The organism is Paenibacillus sp. RC84 (assembly GCF_041260495.1).
Taxonomy (GTDB): domain Bacteria; phylum Bacillota; class Bacilli; order Paenibacillales; family NBRC-103111; genus Paenibacillus_F.
Map to the genome: position 1 here is coordinate 345,203 of NZ_JBGBYL010000004.1, position 16,736 is coordinate 361,938.

Consider the following 16,736-nt stretch of genomic DNA (forward strand, 5'->3'; position numbering starts at 1 on the left):
GGATTGCTTGTAGAAAAGCTTTTTTTTCGAGGTAAAACGTTCCGATTTGCGCGATTTCACGCCTATTTCTTCCGCCGTCGCCGCTTTGGGGTGGCTATACTTAATTTTGCTCAACCGCTTCATAAGCTGCGTACCCGATGCCGCGGGAATCTCATGTTCCCGCGGTTTTTTGGTCCCGAATTTTTTTGTTTTTAATTGGATATCCCGGCGTTAAAAATAAAATAATAACCTTAAAAGCGGGACATACGCAGTGAAGCAAAGGCGTTCAGGGCAGAAGAAAATGGAGAGGAAGTATCGCCATGGTCGGCAAATTTAAAAGATTGCTAATCGGACGCCCTATGAAAAGCGCGGAAATCGAAGGAGAGAAACTTAACAAGCTCAAGGCGCTTGCCGTCCTGTCTTCCGATGCGCTGTCTTCCGTCGCATACGGGACCGAGCAAATCCTCATCGTCCTGATGGCCGCAGGTTTTACGGCACTCTGGTATTCGGTTCCCATTTCACTGGGCGTACTCGGTTTGCTGCTTATTCTCATCTTGTCCTACCGGCAAACCATTTTTGCCTATCCTACCGGGGGCGGCGCCTATATCGTCGCGAAAAATAATCTCGGCGTTCATACCGGCCTGCTGGCCGGCGGCTCGCTGCTCGTGGACTACATCCTTACGGTAGCCGTGAGTTCTTCCGCGGGAACGGACGCCATTACGTCGGCGTTTCCTTCCCTGCACGATCACCGGGTGCTGATCGCGCTGACGATGATCCTCTTTCTGACGATCATGAACTTGAGAGGCATCACGGAATCCGCATCGGTGCTTGCTCTGCCGGTTTATTTATTCGTCGTTTCGATCTTTGTGCTGATTATTTCCGGCGTAGTCAAATATTTCACCGGCGGCGTTCATGCCGCCGTGCCCGAGATGAGTACGACCGTATCGAATATCAGCCTGTTCCTGATCTTGAAAGCATTCAGTTCGGGCTGCTCGGCGCTGACCGGAGTCGAAGCGGTCTCGAACGCCATTCCGAACTTCAAAAAACCGGCCGAACGCAACGCGGCGGCGACACTGGTCATGATGGGCACGATTCTCGGTGCCATGTTCATCGGGATCAGCCTTCTCGCGTACTGGTACGGCATCGCGCCGAGCGAGAAGGAAACCGTCGTTTCGCAAATCGCGAACGCCACCTTCGGCCGCGGATTTATTTATTACTTCATTCAGGGCGTTACGGCGCTGATCTTGTTTTTGGCCGCCAATACGGCGTATTCGGCTTTTCCGCTGCTTGCCTTTATGCTGGCCAAGGACAAATTCATGCCCCGGATGTTTATGGTCCGCGGCGACCGTCTCGGATTTTCGAACGGGATTATCAATCTGGGCGTCTTGTCTGCGCTTCTCGTTATCGTATTTAACGGGGATACCGAAAACCTGATCCCTCTGTACGCCTTGGGGGTGTTTATCCCCTTCACGCTTTCCCAGCTCGGGATGATGGTCCGCTGGATCAAACTGAAGCCGTCCGGCTGGCTCGGGCGCTTTATCGTCAACACGATCGGCATGTTAACGACGTTAACGATTTCCCTGATCTTTGTTTTCACGAAGTTCAGCCAGATCTGGATGGTGTTCTTCTTCCTGCCGCTTGTCATCTTTATTTTTATCCAGACGAAACGGCATTACGAAAATACGGCCGACCAGCTCCGCATCGACCTTGCCCGCGACAAACCGCTGATCAAAGGAAACACGATTGTCGTCCCGATCGCCGGGATCACTCAAGTCGTGAAACAATCGCTCGGCTACGCCAAATCCGTTACGGACAACGTGGTGGCCGTTTATGTCGGTTTTAACGATGAGGATATCGAGCGCATGGAGAAGAAGTGGGAGGAGTGGGACCCCGGCGTACGGCTGATCGTACTACGTTCGAGCTACCGCAGCATTATCCGGCCGCTCATCAAGTTTGTCGATACGGTGGAGTGGAAAACGGCGGAAACCGACCACATCACGGTGCTGATCCCGCAGTTTATCACCAAACACTGGTGGCAGCATATCCTGCACAATCAGACCAGCCTGCTGCTTAGAGCCTACCTGTTTAACCGCAAAGATGTGGTCATCGCGACGGTTCCTTATCACTTGAACAAGTGAAAAATAACTCGAAAAATCCGCGAAGCACGCGGATTTTTTTATTTCCAGGGAAAGTATGCGATGATTTCCCGGTCAGATCCCGCGCCGCTGCTCCAGGGAGGGGACCCGGCTCTTTCAAACTGCCGCTTCGCTGGAAAATGAAGATGGGAACTATCCCATATTTTGCGGGAAAGCACTGGACTTCTTTAGAGCGCTGTACCGGCTTGGATGCTTTTATCCCGGGCTTTTGCTATCATTATAAAAAACAGGATAAGGGGAAATCGTAATGACAACAACTATCGTCAGCCGGTTAAGAGAAGAAACGGCGCCCTTTCACGACCAGATCGAACAGAACGCGTATGCGAAAGCGATTATGGACAAATCTCTAACGATCGAAACTTACAAGACTTATCTCGAGAAATTTTACGGCTTTATTCTGCCGTCGGAAAAAGCGCTTAGCGCGCTGCCTGAATGGGAGAAGCTCGGTTTCGATATCGAATCCCGCTTGAAAACGCCCCTTCTCGAAAACGATTTGGAGCAGCTTGGCTTGACGAAGCGGCAAATCGAAGAACTGCCCCAGTGCGGCACTCTTCCGGATGTCTCCACACTGTCACGCGCCCTCGGCTATTTGTACGTGCTGGAAGGCTCCACGCTTGGCGGGCAATTGATTACAAAGCAATTGAAGGCGATTCTTTCGGTAGATCCGGAAGTGAACGGGCGTTATTTCAACAGCTATGGAGCGGAGCTCCGGACCAAGTGGAGCGAATTCCGCGAGTTTCTTTTGGAGAATGTGAAGGAAGAAGAGCAGGAACAGGTCCTTGCCGCGGCCAAAGAAACCTTTATCCTCCTGGATCAATGGCTGAAGGAAGCCCACGGGAGTCAAGCGGCTGTAATTTAAACATATAAGGGGCGGATGCCTTTATGACGGATAGAAGCAAAGTGAAAGATCCGGAGGTTCTGAACCGGACTCTTTTAACGGAAGGGAATTTTGCCTCCCTGAATGAAGAGATTGACCTGACCAATTGTGACAAGGAGCCTATTCATATTCCCGGCCTTATTCAGCCGCACGGTGTCCTTCTTGCCGTTACCAACAGGACGGAGCAGCCTTTAATCGTCCAATGCAGCCGGAATGTCGATCTCTTGTTGGGCCGCACTACGGAGGAGCTTCTGGGACGGCCGCTGGAGGAGATTGTGGGAAAGGCGCAGCTTGCCGCTTTGCAGGAAGAACTCGGAAGCCGGACGTTCGATCCTTCCAAGCTTCATTATATGAATATCAGCATTGAAGTCGGGGGCGAAGCCGTCTCCTTTTACGGGATTATGCATGAAAGCGAAGATCTGCTTATTCTTGAACTCGAACCTGCGTCCGATAAGGAAGAGACGAACGCTCTGGATTACCAATGGATCCAAACATTCTTCTGCAAAATGAAGCGGGCGGGCAACCGGGTGGAAGCCAGCCAGATGGCGGCGGAACAGATCAAGGAGATGCTGGGCTACGATCGGGTGATGGTGTACGAATTCGACGAGGAATGGAACGGCAAGGTGATCGCCGAGGCGAAAGAAAACGGGCTGGAGCCGTTTCTGGGCCATCATTATCCCGCGTCGGACATCCCCAAGCAGGCCCGCGAGTTGTATCTGAGAAACTGGCTGAGGATGATCGTCGATGTGCATTACAAGCCGGTGGAGATTGTCCCTACGCTTCATCCCGCGACCGGAAAACCGCTCAATTTAAGCTTGTCCGTGCTGCGCAGCGTCTCCCCGCTGCATATCGAATACTTGCAGAACATGGGGGTAGGGGCGACGACGACGATCTCGCTTATTCATGACAACAAGCTGTGGGGCCTGGTTACCTGCCACCACTATTCACCGAAATATATCACGCATCGGGTCCGCAATCTGTGCAACTTCCTGGGTTTCTTCTTCTCCAGTGAACTCTATCAAAGACAGCAGCTCGACGACTATCAGACCGAAATCGAACTGAAGACGATGGCGAACCGGATTTCCAATATTTTTATCGGAAACACCAGCGCGAATCGCGTCATAGAGCAGCTTAAACTGGAGGAAAAATCGCTTCTCCGGGTGATGAACGCCTCCGGTGTCGCCGTCAGTTACAAGGATAAGCTGGCTATATTCGGCAGCGCGCCGGAAAAAGAACAAATACGGGAACTGGCGTTCTGGATGTCCAGACAAGCCGACGATTACGAATATCACACTTCGAGGCTCAGCCAGGAGCATCCGCCTGCTGCCGCATACAAGAAAACCGCCTCCGGGGCGCTTTATCTGGCCCTATCGCCGGACGGCAAAGATTATGTGATCTGGTTCCGTCCCGAAGTCGTGCAAGTCGTTAACTGGGCGGGGGACCCTGCCAAGGCCGTGCTGAGGGAAAACGACGGTGTCCGGCTGTCGCCGCGCAAATCGTTCGAGAAATGGAGACAGGTTGTCGAATCGTCGTCTTTGCCATGGAAAATCCAGGAGCTGCGGCAGCTTTCCGACCTGAAATCCATCATGCTCAAGCAGACGGAGAACCAGATGAGGCAGGCGGAGGAACAAGCTCAGCAAAATTCCCGTATTCTTAAGGAAAACGAGAAAAGGTATTTGCAGCTTATGGAGCTTTCCCCCGTTGCCTTCTTCACGATCACGGATAAGCGTATCGTTTACTGCAATGAACAGAGCGTGGAGCTTCTTCAAGCCGCGAACCCGGAAGAGCTGATCGGCAAATCGGTGGCGGAATTCGTCCATCCCGATTTTCTTCCGGTTCTGCAGCAAAAAATGGCAGAGCTGGACACCTCGGCGCTTTCGTTGTTTTCGATGAGCGGCAGATACGTAACCGTCACGGGAGGGGAGCTGCAGCTTGAGATTACCATGGCGAGCGTCGTGTACGACGGCAAGCCTTCCTTGTTTGCTATCGCGCGGGGCAGAGAGGAAGGGGAGAAAGAGCTGTTCTCGGAAGTCAGCAACCAGCTGCAGACGTTTATTAACACGGACTCCCTGACCGAAATGCCCAACCGCCGCTTCTTCGACGAGAATCTGGAGAAGGAGTGGAAGCGCGCCGCAGGTGCAGGATCGCCGGTTTCCCTGATTCTGATGGACATCGACCATTTCAAAGCCTACAACGCTTTGTACGGCTATCAGGGAGGAGACACCTGCCTGCAGTGGATGTCGGACATCCTCGTTGCGATCGGGAAGCCGAACGAAGCGATAATTGCCCGGTACAGCGGAGGGACGTTCGTCCTCCGGCTGGAAGCTGCGATTGAGAAGGCCGTTGATTTGGCGGAACAGATCCGGCTCGGCGTCCTTTCCATGAAAATCCCGCAGACTCATAGCGACAGCGGTGATTACCTCACCGTCAGTCTGGGTGTGGCATCGGCTTATCCGGAGCCGGGGAGCGGTCCGGAAAATCTCGTCTATGCGGCGGAACGTGCGCTGCAGAAAGCGAAAAACGAAGGCAGAAACCGGGTGTCGGTTATCCCGCCGGTATAAGTGCGCGCAGAAAGACCCTGCAAAGGCTTAAAGCTTTGCAGGGTCTTTTGGCTAAAAGAGAAACATCCGTCGTGTCATTTGAATTTTTTGGTGTCCAAGTAATAAAAGTTATACAGCCGGTCCCGACCGTCGTAAATTTTGGACCCGGATTCGAAATTGACGTACAGATCCGTTCCATAGAAGCTGATTCCTTCCGACATCGGAGGCATCGTCAGCTGGCTTATTTTCGCGCCGCCCGATCCGCGCTTGTGAATGAGCAGTTTGCTGTCGTTGTTCCTGCCGCAGGACTGGCTGTACATGACCTTGTCCTTCGTCAGTGCCATGCCCTGGACACGATCAGGGGTTTTCCACGTGTAATCGGCTTTTGAAGCGAGATCTTCGTTAGCCGGCAGGCGGTACCCGTACACCGTTCCTTGCGGCCCGGTCGTTGTGCAGGTGGCCCCCTTCGTGTAGGTGCCGATCCAGAGCACACCTTCCGAGAAGGTTGCATAGGATGCCTGATGAGAAAGGGTATATTTTTTCATCACGATTTTGCTGTAATCGGGAAGACCGGTCAGGGAGGTGAGCGGAATACGAAACGCGTTTTTTCCCGAGGTCGCCCACAAGTAACGGCCGCTCACGGCTAATCCGCCGACATGCCCTGTATGCTTTTTGCCGCCGCTTTCATATAGATAAAAGGTTTTTAAGCGTTTTCCGGTCGTTTTGTCGGTGATCGAAATGCTGCTCGCTTCGGTATCGTTGCCGGAATACTGGGATGCGATAATCCATTTTTTACTGGTCCATAGGGCGAGACCTTGAGGAACCCATTTCTTGTCGCTTTTCAGACCGGGGATGATGGGGCCCTCTTCGGCTGCGTTGAAAAAGCTCTTGTAGCGGGTTTTGTCCGCCGCCGCATAGGTTGTGGCAGGGGAAAACGCGGCCAATGAACCGAAAAGGAGCGTGCCTCCGAGAATAGCGCTGACGGAACTCCTCATCCATTTTCTTCTCATTGTGTCCTCTCCCTTCTTTGTTTATTTACGTTTTCTTTCGAATAATCAAACAAATAAGGTCTTAATCATACAAACTAAAATATGTATATACCCATCTAATGGAATTATTTGCGGCTTTCGTTTTTCTCTCTAAAGAAAAGGTTAAAGACGAGTAGGAAACGGCGCCCTGACGTAATAATTACATACAATAGTTCAGAGAATAGGTGAAAGTCGGGTCTCATAGCTATGTTTGATGGTTTACAAGCGGAAGAGAAGGGACTATAATCGAGTTAATATTTTGCGTGCGAGAAACATTTATGCACGCAGGTAACTTTTAGGCAAGAGGTGAGTACCATGGCTGAACAGGACATCACGAAATATAAACGAACACCTCTTACTGCAGAATCCGTTTTGAGCGGGGACGTGAAGGGACTTAAACGATTGCTTCCTTTTCTGGGGCCGGCTTTTATCGCCGCGGTCGCTTATCTGGACCCCGGAAATTTTGCAACCAATATTACGGCGGGTTCTAAATACGGCTATATGCTGCTCTGGGTAATTGCCGTCTCGAATCTGATGGCGGTTCTTATTCAGGCTTTATCGGCGAAACTCGGCATTGCGACAGGGATGAACCTGCCGGAAGTCGCGCGCGAACGGTTTCCGAAACCGGTCTCCATCTTCTTGTGGATTCAGAGCGAGCTGGTCATCATCGCGACGGATCTCGCCGAATTCATAGGCGCGGCCTTGGGCCTGTATCTGCTGTTCGGCATTCCGATGCTGCCGGCCGCGCTGATTACGGCGGTAGGCTCCTTCGCCATCCTTGAACTGCAGCGGCGGGGGTACAGATCCCTGGAGGCCGGAATAGCCGGCATGATCTTGATTGTCGTCTGCTCCTTTGCGCTTCAGGTGATCAACGCGCAGCCGGATGCGGGGGCGGTGGCCGCCGGTATTTTCACCCCGAAATTCCAGGGGGTCGACAGCATTTTGCTCGCGGCGGGCATGCTGGGAGCTACGGTTATGCCGCATGCCATTTATTTGCACTCGTCTTTGACTCAGAAACGGATTGTCGGCAAGAACGAGCAGGAGAAAAAACGGATTTTCAAACTTGAATTTATCGATATCGTCCTTGCGATGGTGATCGCGGGCGCGGTGAACATGGCGATGGTCATTATATCCGCCGCCTTGTTTTTCAAAAACGGACTCGGTGTGGAGGAGCTCGACGAAGCGTTCCACAAGTTTTACGAGCTGGCCGGTCCGGTATCCGCCGTATCGTTCGGTCTGGCCCTTTTGATCGCGGGTCTTTCCAGCGCATCCGTCGGAACGTTAGCTGGGGACGTGGTCATGCAGGGCTTTATCAACAAGCGGATTAATTTATATCTGCGCCGCGCCATTACGACCATTCCTCCGCTGGTTATTATCATTATGGGAATCGACGCGACCAGAGCGCTTATTATGAGCCAAGTTGTGTTATCGTTCGGTATCGCCTTCGCATTGGTGCCCCTTCTGCTGTTTACGAGCAACCGCTCGATTATGGGAGGCCTCGTCAATCAGCGATGGACGACGGTTCTCGGCTGGATCATCGCCGCAATCGTTATTTTACTAAATTTATTTCTACTGGTTACCACGTTCATTTAACCGGCATCAGCCGTGCTGGCCGGCACTGTAAAGCCTCTCTGAATCAGAGAGGCTTTTTTCTATGGGGCCCGTCAGGCTAAAAAGAAAAGATCCCCCCGCTGCCGCGTCAGGCGGACAACGAGGGGGATCTTATTTCATTCATTTCGACAATCGAACCTGCTAAAAGCAATCGGTTTAATGGCCCGGGTAAGCCTGGCTTTCCGAAAGCGGAATGTAGGAACCGCGGTAGCGTTCCAGAACGGATTCCGGACATTCCACGGTAAGCCGTGCGCCGTCCGCCTCGTAGCGGATAGACCGGACGCGGGCGAATTCATTGAAATAAGCGGCCACATGGCTCTGGTCGTAAGGAACGAGCAGCTCGCACCGAACCTCGTGCCGGAAGACACGCTCCCGGATCTGCTCCGTCAATTCGGAGATTCCGGCTCTTCGTTTGGCGGAAATCACGACATTGCCGTTATCCGCGCAAGGAAACTCAAGAGAGGACAGGTCCGCCTTGTTGTACACGAGCAGCTTGGGGATATGATCGGCTCCAAGCTCCTTGAGCGTTTCTTCCGTTACCGCCATCTGCCGCTCATACACCGGGCTGGAACTATCGACGACGTGAAGCAGCAAATCCGCTTCCGCAACTTCTTCCAGCGTAGAGCGGAACGCTTTAACGAGATGGTGGGGAAGCTGGCTGACAAATCCGACCGTGTCGGTCAGCAGGAACGATCTGCCGTCCTGCAGCCGAATGCTGCGCACCGATGTCTCCAGCGTGGCGAACAGCCGGTCTTCCGCCATAACCTGCTTGCCGGGGCCGGGATTGTGCGCCTCCATCATGGCGTTCATCAGACTGGATTTGCCCGCATTCGTATAGCCGACGAGACAGACGACGGGAACTTCGGTCTTGCGGCGTTTCTTGCGCTGGGTTTGGCGATGGCTGACGAGCTGCTCCAGCTCCTTTTGAAGCATGACGATCCGCTCTTCGATTCTGCGGCGGTCCAGTTCCAGCTTCGTTTCCCCGGCGCCTCTGTTCTTAAGCCCCGAACCGCCGCCCTGCCGTCCGAGCGACTCGCGCAAACCGACCAGGCGGGGGAGCATATAGTGGAGCCGGGCTACCTCGACTTGAAGCTGGGCTTCTCTAGTACGGGCTCTCTCCGCGAAAATCGCGAGAATCAAGGCCGTCCGGTCCATCACGGTCCGGTTCAAGGTGGCTTCCAGATTGCGGAGCTGGGAAGGGGTGAGTTCGTCGTTGCAGATGACGAGATCGGCACCGTGCGTTTCGATAAGTTCGAGCAGCTCTTCGATCTTCCCTTTCCCGATATAGTGGGAAGGATTGCTGCGGGCCATCTTTTGGGTCAGCATGCCGGCTTCTTCGATCCCGGCCGCGGCGGCCAGATTAGCGAGTTCCTCCATAAAATAGCCGAAATCCGTACGGTTACCCGGATGAATCCCGATAAGTATCGCTTTTTGCTTTTGTCGTTCCAAATTAATCATCCTCTCGATACAAAATAAAAACAGCACAAGAATATTTCCCGTGCTGAAGATACAAGAGGACCAGGCACAGAAATCGCGCGGATTTCCTGCCCTGCGGATATATAGGGTCTATGGATGAACCTCTTCGTTTAACCGTCGAGGGTTACCTGTAAAATGACAGACCTATCCCGTAGTCCTCTGCACACAACACACAGAGTCTTTGACACCATCCTTAGATGTGCAAAGATCTGACCCGGATAAAATCCACCACACGTAACGCCTCCTCTGCTAAGATATAGTTACTTTATCACAACCGCTGCCGCCTTCCGAGGGACAGTTCCTTTATAGCCATTCTTTACAGGCCTTATAAAAGCGGCGGTCAGTAAATCGCCGTGAACGATGCGCCATCCCGTGTTAAAATACATAGAGCTTAAAAACCAAAAAAGTCCATTCAAAACCAACCAAAAGGAAGCGGTATCTATGATATTCACCCTAGAGGAAGCACAGCGGATCAGAGAACAAGCGCCAGGCATGGAGTCGGAGGGAGCTCTTACCGAAGAACTGCTTAACCTCATTTATCGAAACAGATGGTTTAAACTGTTCGTCCCGGACGATTTGAACGGCCGCATGACTTCTCTTCCTGACGCTCTCCGGATTTTCCGGGAATGCTCGCGGGCAGACGGAAGTTTCGGCTGGCTGGTGACCATCGGAGCGGGCGGCGGTTTTTTCGCTTCATTAATGAAGCCGCAAGTCGGTACCGCCTTATTTGCCGGCGAGAAAGCCGTCGTTGCGGGCAGCGGCGCGCCAACCGGTACAGCCAAGCGGGTCGAAGGCGGCTATCTGGTGAGCGGCTGCTGGAAATACTGCAGCGGCGCCGTCCACGCCACGATGTTCACCGCTAACTGTATAGTTGAGCCGGAAGGGCCGGAACGGGGAGAGAACGCGGAAATCCGTTCGTTTATTTTCACGCCGGATCAAGTCCGTATTCACCGGGACTGGAATACATTCGGCCTCAAGGGGACCGGAAGCCACAGCGTTTCCGTTGCGGACCTGTTCGTCCCGGAAAGCATGACGTTTCTCTTCACGGAAGTGCACGCCTACGGAGACGAGCTTATATACCGGTACCCGTTTATCCCGTTTGCCCAGGCTTCTTTTGCCGCGGTTGCCCTAGGCATCGCCGCTCATTTCGCTGAAGCGGCCCGCGACTATATCCGCGTGAAGGAGCGGAAAGCGAACGTTCAGAGGAAGCTGGAAGAGCAGGAAGCTCTTCTAAGCAGGACCGAATCCGCTTTCTATTCGGCAATAACGCGCTCATGGGACGAGCTTGTCGTGCACGGAAGCATGTCCGAGGCTGACGAGAAGCAGGTATCCGAACAGTGCCTGAGCGCCGTACGCAGCGTGCTGACCGGTACGTTTGAGCTGTTTTCGCTGCTGGGTTTGTCGGCGGCTATGGAAGACAGTCCGGTTAACCGGACGTGGAGAGATCTGCAAACCGTATGCCAGCACAGCCTGCTTTTGCCGGAAGAATAGGGGGGCGGACTCCTTTCCTTTTCAAACTAACGCGATGTAAAAGAGGGTCAGACTGTCCGCAGTCTGATTTTTTTTATTTAAAAAAATACTTGCAAATCCGCAAGGTGTGGCATATGATGGGTTTAAATTAGTGATTGGCCAATCAATAACTGAAATTGAGAAGAAAGGAGCCAGCTCTATGGTTAAAAAAAATACGTCCTCCGCGAGCCGCCGGACTGATATCGTGTCGGCCGCTATCGAAGTATTTGCGGAAATCGGCTATTACCGGGCGACTACGGCACAGGTTGCCGAACGCGCAGCGATTTCCCAGCCGTACGTGTACCGTTTTTTCACCAAAGAGTCGCTGCTCGTCGAAGCTCTTGAAGTATCGTGGCAGCGGATAGAAACGGCATTCCGGCAAGTACTGGAATCGGCTTCGCCCGACACGCTGGAGAGAGGCTTCATTGAAGCGTACGAAGGCATTTTGGCCGCCCACGGGAGTGAAATTCTGCTTCAAATGCAGGCGCAGACGATCCGGGAGGAAGCGGTCCGCAAGGCGATGCAGGAAGGGATGAGCCGCGTTAAACAGCTTGTGTTGAACGCTTTTGAAGAGGCGGGGATGGAAGACGCGGAGCGGCGGACATCGGATTTTCTGGCCAGAGGCATGCTGTGCAATGTGTCGATGGCGATCGGGCTGCCGGACCTGATGCTAAAGAAATAAAACAAGCATCGGGAAAATTTTTTTAACAGATAGTAATTGGTCAATCAATAACATAAAAAGGAGCGATTTAAAATGAAAAAAGCGGTTGTATTGGGTGCGACAGGCGGAGTGGGTACGACTCTTACGGAGGAGCTGGTCAAGAGAGGGATAGAGACGGTCGCTTTCGGCCGATCCGCCGCCAAACTGGAAAAGCTGAAGCTGGAGCTGGAGCTGGGAAATCCCCCGCATCTCAAGCTGGTAAAGGGAGATGCCTTCGAGACCGCCGATATTATCAAAGCCGCGGAAGGCGCCGATGTTTTGTTTCACAGCGCGAACATTCCTTACCACGAGATGGAATCGAGACTTTTGCCTCTTGGCGAAGCCGTCATGAAAGCGGCCGAGCATCTGGCTATTAAAGTTGTCGTGGTGGACGGAATTTATCCGTACGGCAGGAGAACCGGCGCGGCGAAGGCGGAGGAGGATCACCCCAAACAGCCGCATACGCGTAAAGGCAAAGTGAGGCTTGCGTATGAGCAGCTGATTTTCGCATCCCGCTGGAAGAGAGCGAAGCCGCTTATCGTTCGGCTGCCCGATTACTATGGTCCTTCCGCGCAGGCTTCTTATCTTGCCGTGACCATGGAAGCGATAGCCGCCGGGAAGCCGACTGTTTTTATCGGCAATATGACCGTTCCGCGGGAGTATGTGTACTTGCCGGACGCCTCCAGGATGATTGTCGAGATTGCCGGCCGTGACGGTACCGAGGGTCAGAACTGGCACATTCCGGGACCGGGACTTTTGTCGGGAAAAGAGCTCGTTCAGCTCGCTCAGCGGGCCAGCGGCAAACGGAAGGCGGTTTATCCCCTTGGACGTATGAGCTTGTCACTGGCAGGTCTTTTTAACCCCGTGATGAAGGAAGTCGTCGAAATGCTCTACTTGACCGAAGAACCGTTCGTATTGAGCGGCCGGAAGTATGAGAAGGAAATCGGTCCGATCATCTGGACGCCTCACGAGAAAGCTGTTTCCGATACAATTCACGCTCTGATGAATAAAAATAAAGCATAACTATCCGTACTGTATTCAGTTCCGTTAGATCGGGCAAAACCTTTTCGCAGCCCGCCGCCTTTTATAAAAGAAAGTAAAAATAGGCATGCTATAACCGAGGTGATTCCGATGAATGAAGGACCGGCAAATACCGATTTCGAAGCGATTTACGAGAAGTACAAGCAGCAGGGAGAGCTGCAGGCCGTTCAGGAGCAGACGGAAGCCGCGGCTTCGGACGGTTTGGAATCGATCGTGGCTGTCCGCAAAAACGAGGACGGGGACATTATTGCCGTTAAAACGTCTTCCGGACGCGAGCTCGATTATGTCTCCGCCTTGAATGAAGCCAAGTCCGGTGCTTTGGCCCATGTGGACGTGTTTCACCGGTACGGCCGGGATATTCTCCGCAGTGAGCCCGACGGAGTTAAGTCGAATAATCTGGATCAGCTGCCTCCTTTTTAGGGAGCATGCGGAAGAGCCCGACGAGGTCGGGCTCTTTTTTACGTGCGAAATAGTCAATGAGGGCTGTAAATGGAATAAGCGAAATGATACAGCGAATTATCGTTGGCGTTCAGTTGTGTTCCGCCGGAGTATACGAGAAGAGGGATAATATCGTAATAGTGGGTTGAAGCGTAGCCGTAGAACAAATTTTGTCCGATGGCAGGCTGTATTCCGTTGATCGTTACGCTGAAGGTTCCGTTGCTGCTCGTCGTACCCGTTCCGCTATAAATTTTGTTGTTAAGTTTGGTTTGTATATAGACGGTAATCGGAGCATTGAAAGCAGGTGCTCCCGAAGCGTCTTTGGCGAGACCGGTCACGGTCATGTAATTTTGGATCCTCCATTTGTTTCCTTCTCCGTAATTGATACGCTGTCCGGCGTCGACATTCGGCTCCGATTCAATGCTTACGATATCTACCGAAGTCGGAGCTTTGTACTCGCTGAAAGTTAGTGAATACGGAACAGAAGCGTTATACGAATTCAAGGATACAACCCGCAGATAATAGGTGCCGGGGGTCAGGGAGCCGTCCACATCTTTGTTCTGGTCCACTGTACCGAGCGATCCTAAATTCTGGTTGAAAATCTGCAGCTGATAGGTTGTGCCCGGTGCGCTGTTGGCCAGTTTGATATGGAAAGATTTTGCGGCGGTAACCGTATATTTGATCCAATCGGCGTCCAGGCTGTTGTCGATCGTCTGGCCGCTGACCGTAAACGAATCTGTTTTCTGCTGGGCATGCCAGATGTTATCGTCCGGCTCAGCCGTATCGTAGGATGCGGATTCTACAACCGTAAAGTAATAAGACGTATTGGCATCGAATCCCGTGTAGGCCGAAACCGCCAGGAAGTAAATACCTGCGGGTGCTATCCGGCTGATTTGCTCATTGGATTGAGGACCGTAGGAGGAAGTCTCCTGCTCCACCAAACTGCTCGTCGCCGGGTCGTACCGGAATAAATGAAGATCGTAATCAATGGAGGCGGAAGGAATCGTTTGAAGATATGCGGTCAGTTTTCCCGGAGCGTTCGTTTGGAAGACGTACCACCGCTGTCCGCCCGCTTCCGTAATTTTATCCGCATAAACGGCTCCCGTTACGACTTGCGCCGCATTGTTCGGATTGTTGTTAAGCGCGGCATTCACGTTCACGGTTAATCCTTGACCGCGAGCCGCTTTATCCAGCGACAGAGGAGCTTCAAGAGGCTTGCGGGATTCCGGCAGAGCGTCGCGCTGGGACTTGAAATCGGTCGGAGAGGTTAATTCACCTCCCTTTACGACAGGCGGCGTTGCTGCAGGCAGTACCGACGCGGACGCTTCCGCTTGTCCGGCTAGCCCGCTTAATAGGGCCGAGCCTGCGATAGCGAGTGACAAAAACCATTTTTTCAACATGTGTTTCTTCCTCACCTTCTCCATAAAATTACCGCGCAGGCGGTTTATATGTAAGCGCAGAACGCTTCATATCGGAAGACTTTATCAGTCGGGTATAAACTGCCGTGCAGTAATAACGTCCGGAGAAAGGAAGAGGGAGAATGATAGAATCCAAATACCTACCAACATTTACCAAAATTCTAGCATGCGAGATTTTTAACTGTCAATAAATTCCACCTCCTACTTTAGCCTTATTTTTAAAGAATCCGCCGCTACGTAAAACTTTGAAAGAAAACGGCTTTTTTTTAATCGTGCATTGAGTTGTCCACCCCGTAACGCTTATAATGGAGCGAGTAAAAAGTTTATAAGAAAAGGTGTCTATTCATGAGCATATTAAACGTAGAACGACTGAGCCACGGTTTTGGAGACCGCGCGATCTTTAACGACGTATCTTTCCGCCTCCTGAAAGGCGAGCATATTGGACTCATCGGTGCCAACGGAGAAGGTAAGTCTACCTTCATGAACATTATTACGGGCAAGCTCCAGCCGGATGACGGCAAAGTGGAATGGTCGAAACGGATGCGGGTCGGGTATTTGGATCAGCATGCGGTTCTCAGCAAAGGCATGACCATCCGCGATGTGCTGAAAGGAGCTTTTCAATATCTGTTCGACATGGAACAGGAAATGAACGGCATGTATGAGAAAATGGCGGATGTCACTCCGGAAGAACTGGAGCAGCTGCTCGAAGACGTCGGCACGATCCAGGATACGCTGACCAATCAGGATTTTTATATGATCGACGCCAAAATCGAGGAAACCGCCCGTGGTCTCGGCCTTACGGATATCGGGCTGGACAAGGATGTCAACGATCTCAGCGGCGGTCAGCGGACGAAGGTCCTGCTGGCGAAACTGCTTCTGGAGAAGCCGGATATCCTTCTCCTCGACGAGCCTACCAACTATCTGGACGAGCAGCATATCGAATGGCTGAAGCGCTATCTGCAGGAGTACGAGAATGCCTTTATTCTGATTTCGCACGACATTCCGTTCCTGAACAGCGTCATTAACCTGATTTATCATATGGAAAACCAGGAGTTAAACCGCTACGTAGGCGACTACGATCACTTCAAGCAAGTCTATGAAATGAAGAAACAGCAGCTGGAATCGGCTTATAAACGCCAGCAGCAGGAAATCGCGGACCTGAAAGATTTTGTGGCCCGCAACAAAGCGAGCGTAGCCACTCGGAATATGGCCATGTCCCGGCAAAAGAAACTCGACAAAATGGACGTTATCGAACTGGCCAAAGAGAAACCGAAACCGCAGTTTAACTTCAAAGAGGGAAGAACGCCAGGTAAACTGATTTTCGAAACGAAAGATCTTGTCATCGGGTATGAAGAGCCGTTGTCCAGACCGCTCAATCTCCGTATGGAAAGAGGGCAGAAAATCGCTCTGGTCGGTGCCAACGGAATCGGTAAAACGACGCTCTTACGCAGCATTCTAGGCGAGATTCCCGCTTTATCCGGGTCCGTGCAGCTTGGGGAAAACCTGAGCATCGGCTACTTCGAACAGGAAATGAAAGACGCCAACTACAACACGTGTATCGAGGAGATCTGGAAGGAATTCCCTTCATATACTCAGTTTGAAGTGCGGGCCGCCTTGGCGAAATGCGGTTTGACGACCAAGCATATCGAGAGCAAAATCACGGTGCTGAGCGGCGGAGAGAAAGCCAAAGTTCGTCTCTGCAAGCTGATCAACAACGAAACCAACCTGCTTGTATTCGACGAGCCGACCAACCACTTGGACGTGGATGCGAAGGAAGAATTAGCCCGCGCGCTCAAAGCTTACAAGGGCAGCATCCTGCTCATTTCCCATGAACCTGAATTCTATCGTGAGGTTGTTACGGAGACTTGGAACTGCGAATCCTGGACGACGAAAGTGTTCTAACCGTCCCGGCCGGGTCATATGCCGTTCAGAAAAAGTCCTGCCAAGCAATTGCTGAGGCAGG

General features: G+C 52.3%; 12 protein-coding genes. 9 read left to right on the plus strand and 3 right to left on the minus strand.

What is annotated here, in order from left to right; translation table 11 throughout:
- The first annotated feature begins 299 nt into the window (after nt 1-299).
- The 3 genes from ABH899_RS11820 (at nt 300) to ABH899_RS11830 (ending at nt 5,573) form a co-directional block, all read left to right on the plus strand.
- Entirely contained in the window at nt 300-2,117 is a 1,818-nt protein-coding gene (locus ABH899_RS11820) for an APC family permease (RefSeq protein ID WP_369996312.1), read from the plus strand.
- 265 nt (nt 2,118-2,382) lie between these two features.
- Nucleotides 2,383-2,994, plus strand: coding sequence for a biliverdin-producing heme oxygenase (locus ABH899_RS11825; RefSeq protein WP_369996313.1), 612 nt, complete (start codon nt 2,383-2,385; stop codon nt 2,992-2,994).
- Between the two features lie 23 nt (nt 2,995-3,017).
- Nucleotides 3,018-5,573, plus strand: a complete 2,556-nt coding sequence (locus ABH899_RS11830; RefSeq protein ID WP_369996314.1) for a diguanylate cyclase domain-containing protein — start codon at nt 3,018-3,020, stop codon at nt 5,571-5,573.
- Nucleotides 5,574-5,647: 74 nt separating this feature from the next.
- On the opposite strand, the gene ABH899_RS11835 is transcribed toward ABH899_RS11830, so the two are convergent.
- Nucleotides 5,648-6,562, minus strand: a complete 915-nt coding sequence (locus tag ABH899_RS11835; protein ID WP_369996316.1) for a hypothetical protein — start codon at nt 6,560-6,562, stop codon at nt 5,648-5,650.
- Nucleotides 6,563-6,895: 333 nt separating this feature from the next.
- Between ABH899_RS11835 and ABH899_RS11840 the strand changes: the two genes are divergently transcribed.
- Nucleotides 6,896-8,173, plus strand: a complete 1,278-nt coding sequence (locus ABH899_RS11840; RefSeq protein ID WP_369996317.1) for an Nramp family divalent metal transporter — start codon at nt 6,896-6,898, stop codon at nt 8,171-8,173.
- Between the two features lie 174 nt (nt 8,174-8,347).
- On the opposite strand, the gene hflX is transcribed toward ABH899_RS11840, so the two are convergent.
- The gene (gene hflX / locus ABH899_RS11845) at nt 8,348-9,640 is read right to left on the minus strand and encodes a GTPase HflX (RefSeq protein WP_369996319.1); all 1,293 of its coding nucleotides are present in this window, start codon (nt 9,638-9,640) and stop codon (nt 8,348-8,350) included.
- Nucleotides 9,641-10,108: 468 nt separating this feature from the next.
- Between hflX and ABH899_RS11850 the strand changes: the two genes are divergently transcribed.
- From ABH899_RS11850 to ABH899_RS11865, 4 genes are all read left to right on the plus strand, one after another.
- Nucleotides 10,109-11,158 carry an acyl-CoA dehydrogenase family protein gene (locus ABH899_RS11850; RefSeq protein WP_369996320.1) on the plus strand — a complete coding sequence of 350 codons (1,050 nt, stop codon included), beginning with the start codon at nt 10,109-10,111 and terminating at the stop codon, nt 11,156-11,158.
- 178 nt (nt 11,159-11,336) lie between these two features.
- Nucleotides 11,337-11,858 (plus strand): TetR/AcrR family transcriptional regulator, encoded by a 522-nt coding sequence (locus ABH899_RS11855; RefSeq protein WP_369996322.1) that lies wholly within the window; start codon nt 11,337-11,339, stop codon nt 11,856-11,858.
- 72 nt (nt 11,859-11,930) lie between these two features.
- Nucleotides 11,931-12,899, plus strand: coding sequence for an SDR family NAD(P)-dependent oxidoreductase (locus ABH899_RS11860; protein WP_369996324.1), 969 nt, complete (start codon nt 11,931-11,933; stop codon nt 12,897-12,899).
- 108 nt (nt 12,900-13,007) lie between these two features.
- Nucleotides 13,008-13,337: a DUF3892 domain-containing protein gene (locus ABH899_RS11865; protein ID WP_369996325.1), complete on the plus strand. Its 330-nt coding sequence runs from the start codon at nt 13,008-13,010 to the stop codon at nt 13,335-13,337.
- A 53-nt stretch (nt 13,338-13,390) separates the two neighbouring features.
- On the opposite strand, the gene ABH899_RS11870 is transcribed toward ABH899_RS11865, so the two are convergent.
- Nucleotides 13,391-14,755: an Ig-like domain-containing protein gene (locus ABH899_RS11870; protein WP_369996326.1), complete on the minus strand. Its 1,365-nt coding sequence runs from the start codon at nt 14,753-14,755 to the stop codon at nt 13,391-13,393.
- A 363-nt stretch (nt 14,756-15,118) separates the two neighbouring features.
- Between ABH899_RS11870 and ABH899_RS11875 the strand changes: the two genes are divergently transcribed.
- Nucleotides 15,119-16,675, plus strand: a complete 1,557-nt coding sequence (locus tag ABH899_RS11875; protein ID WP_218230290.1) for an ABC-F family ATP-binding cassette domain-containing protein — start codon at nt 15,119-15,121, stop codon at nt 16,673-16,675.
- Nucleotides 16,676-16,736: the final 61 nt, after the last annotated feature.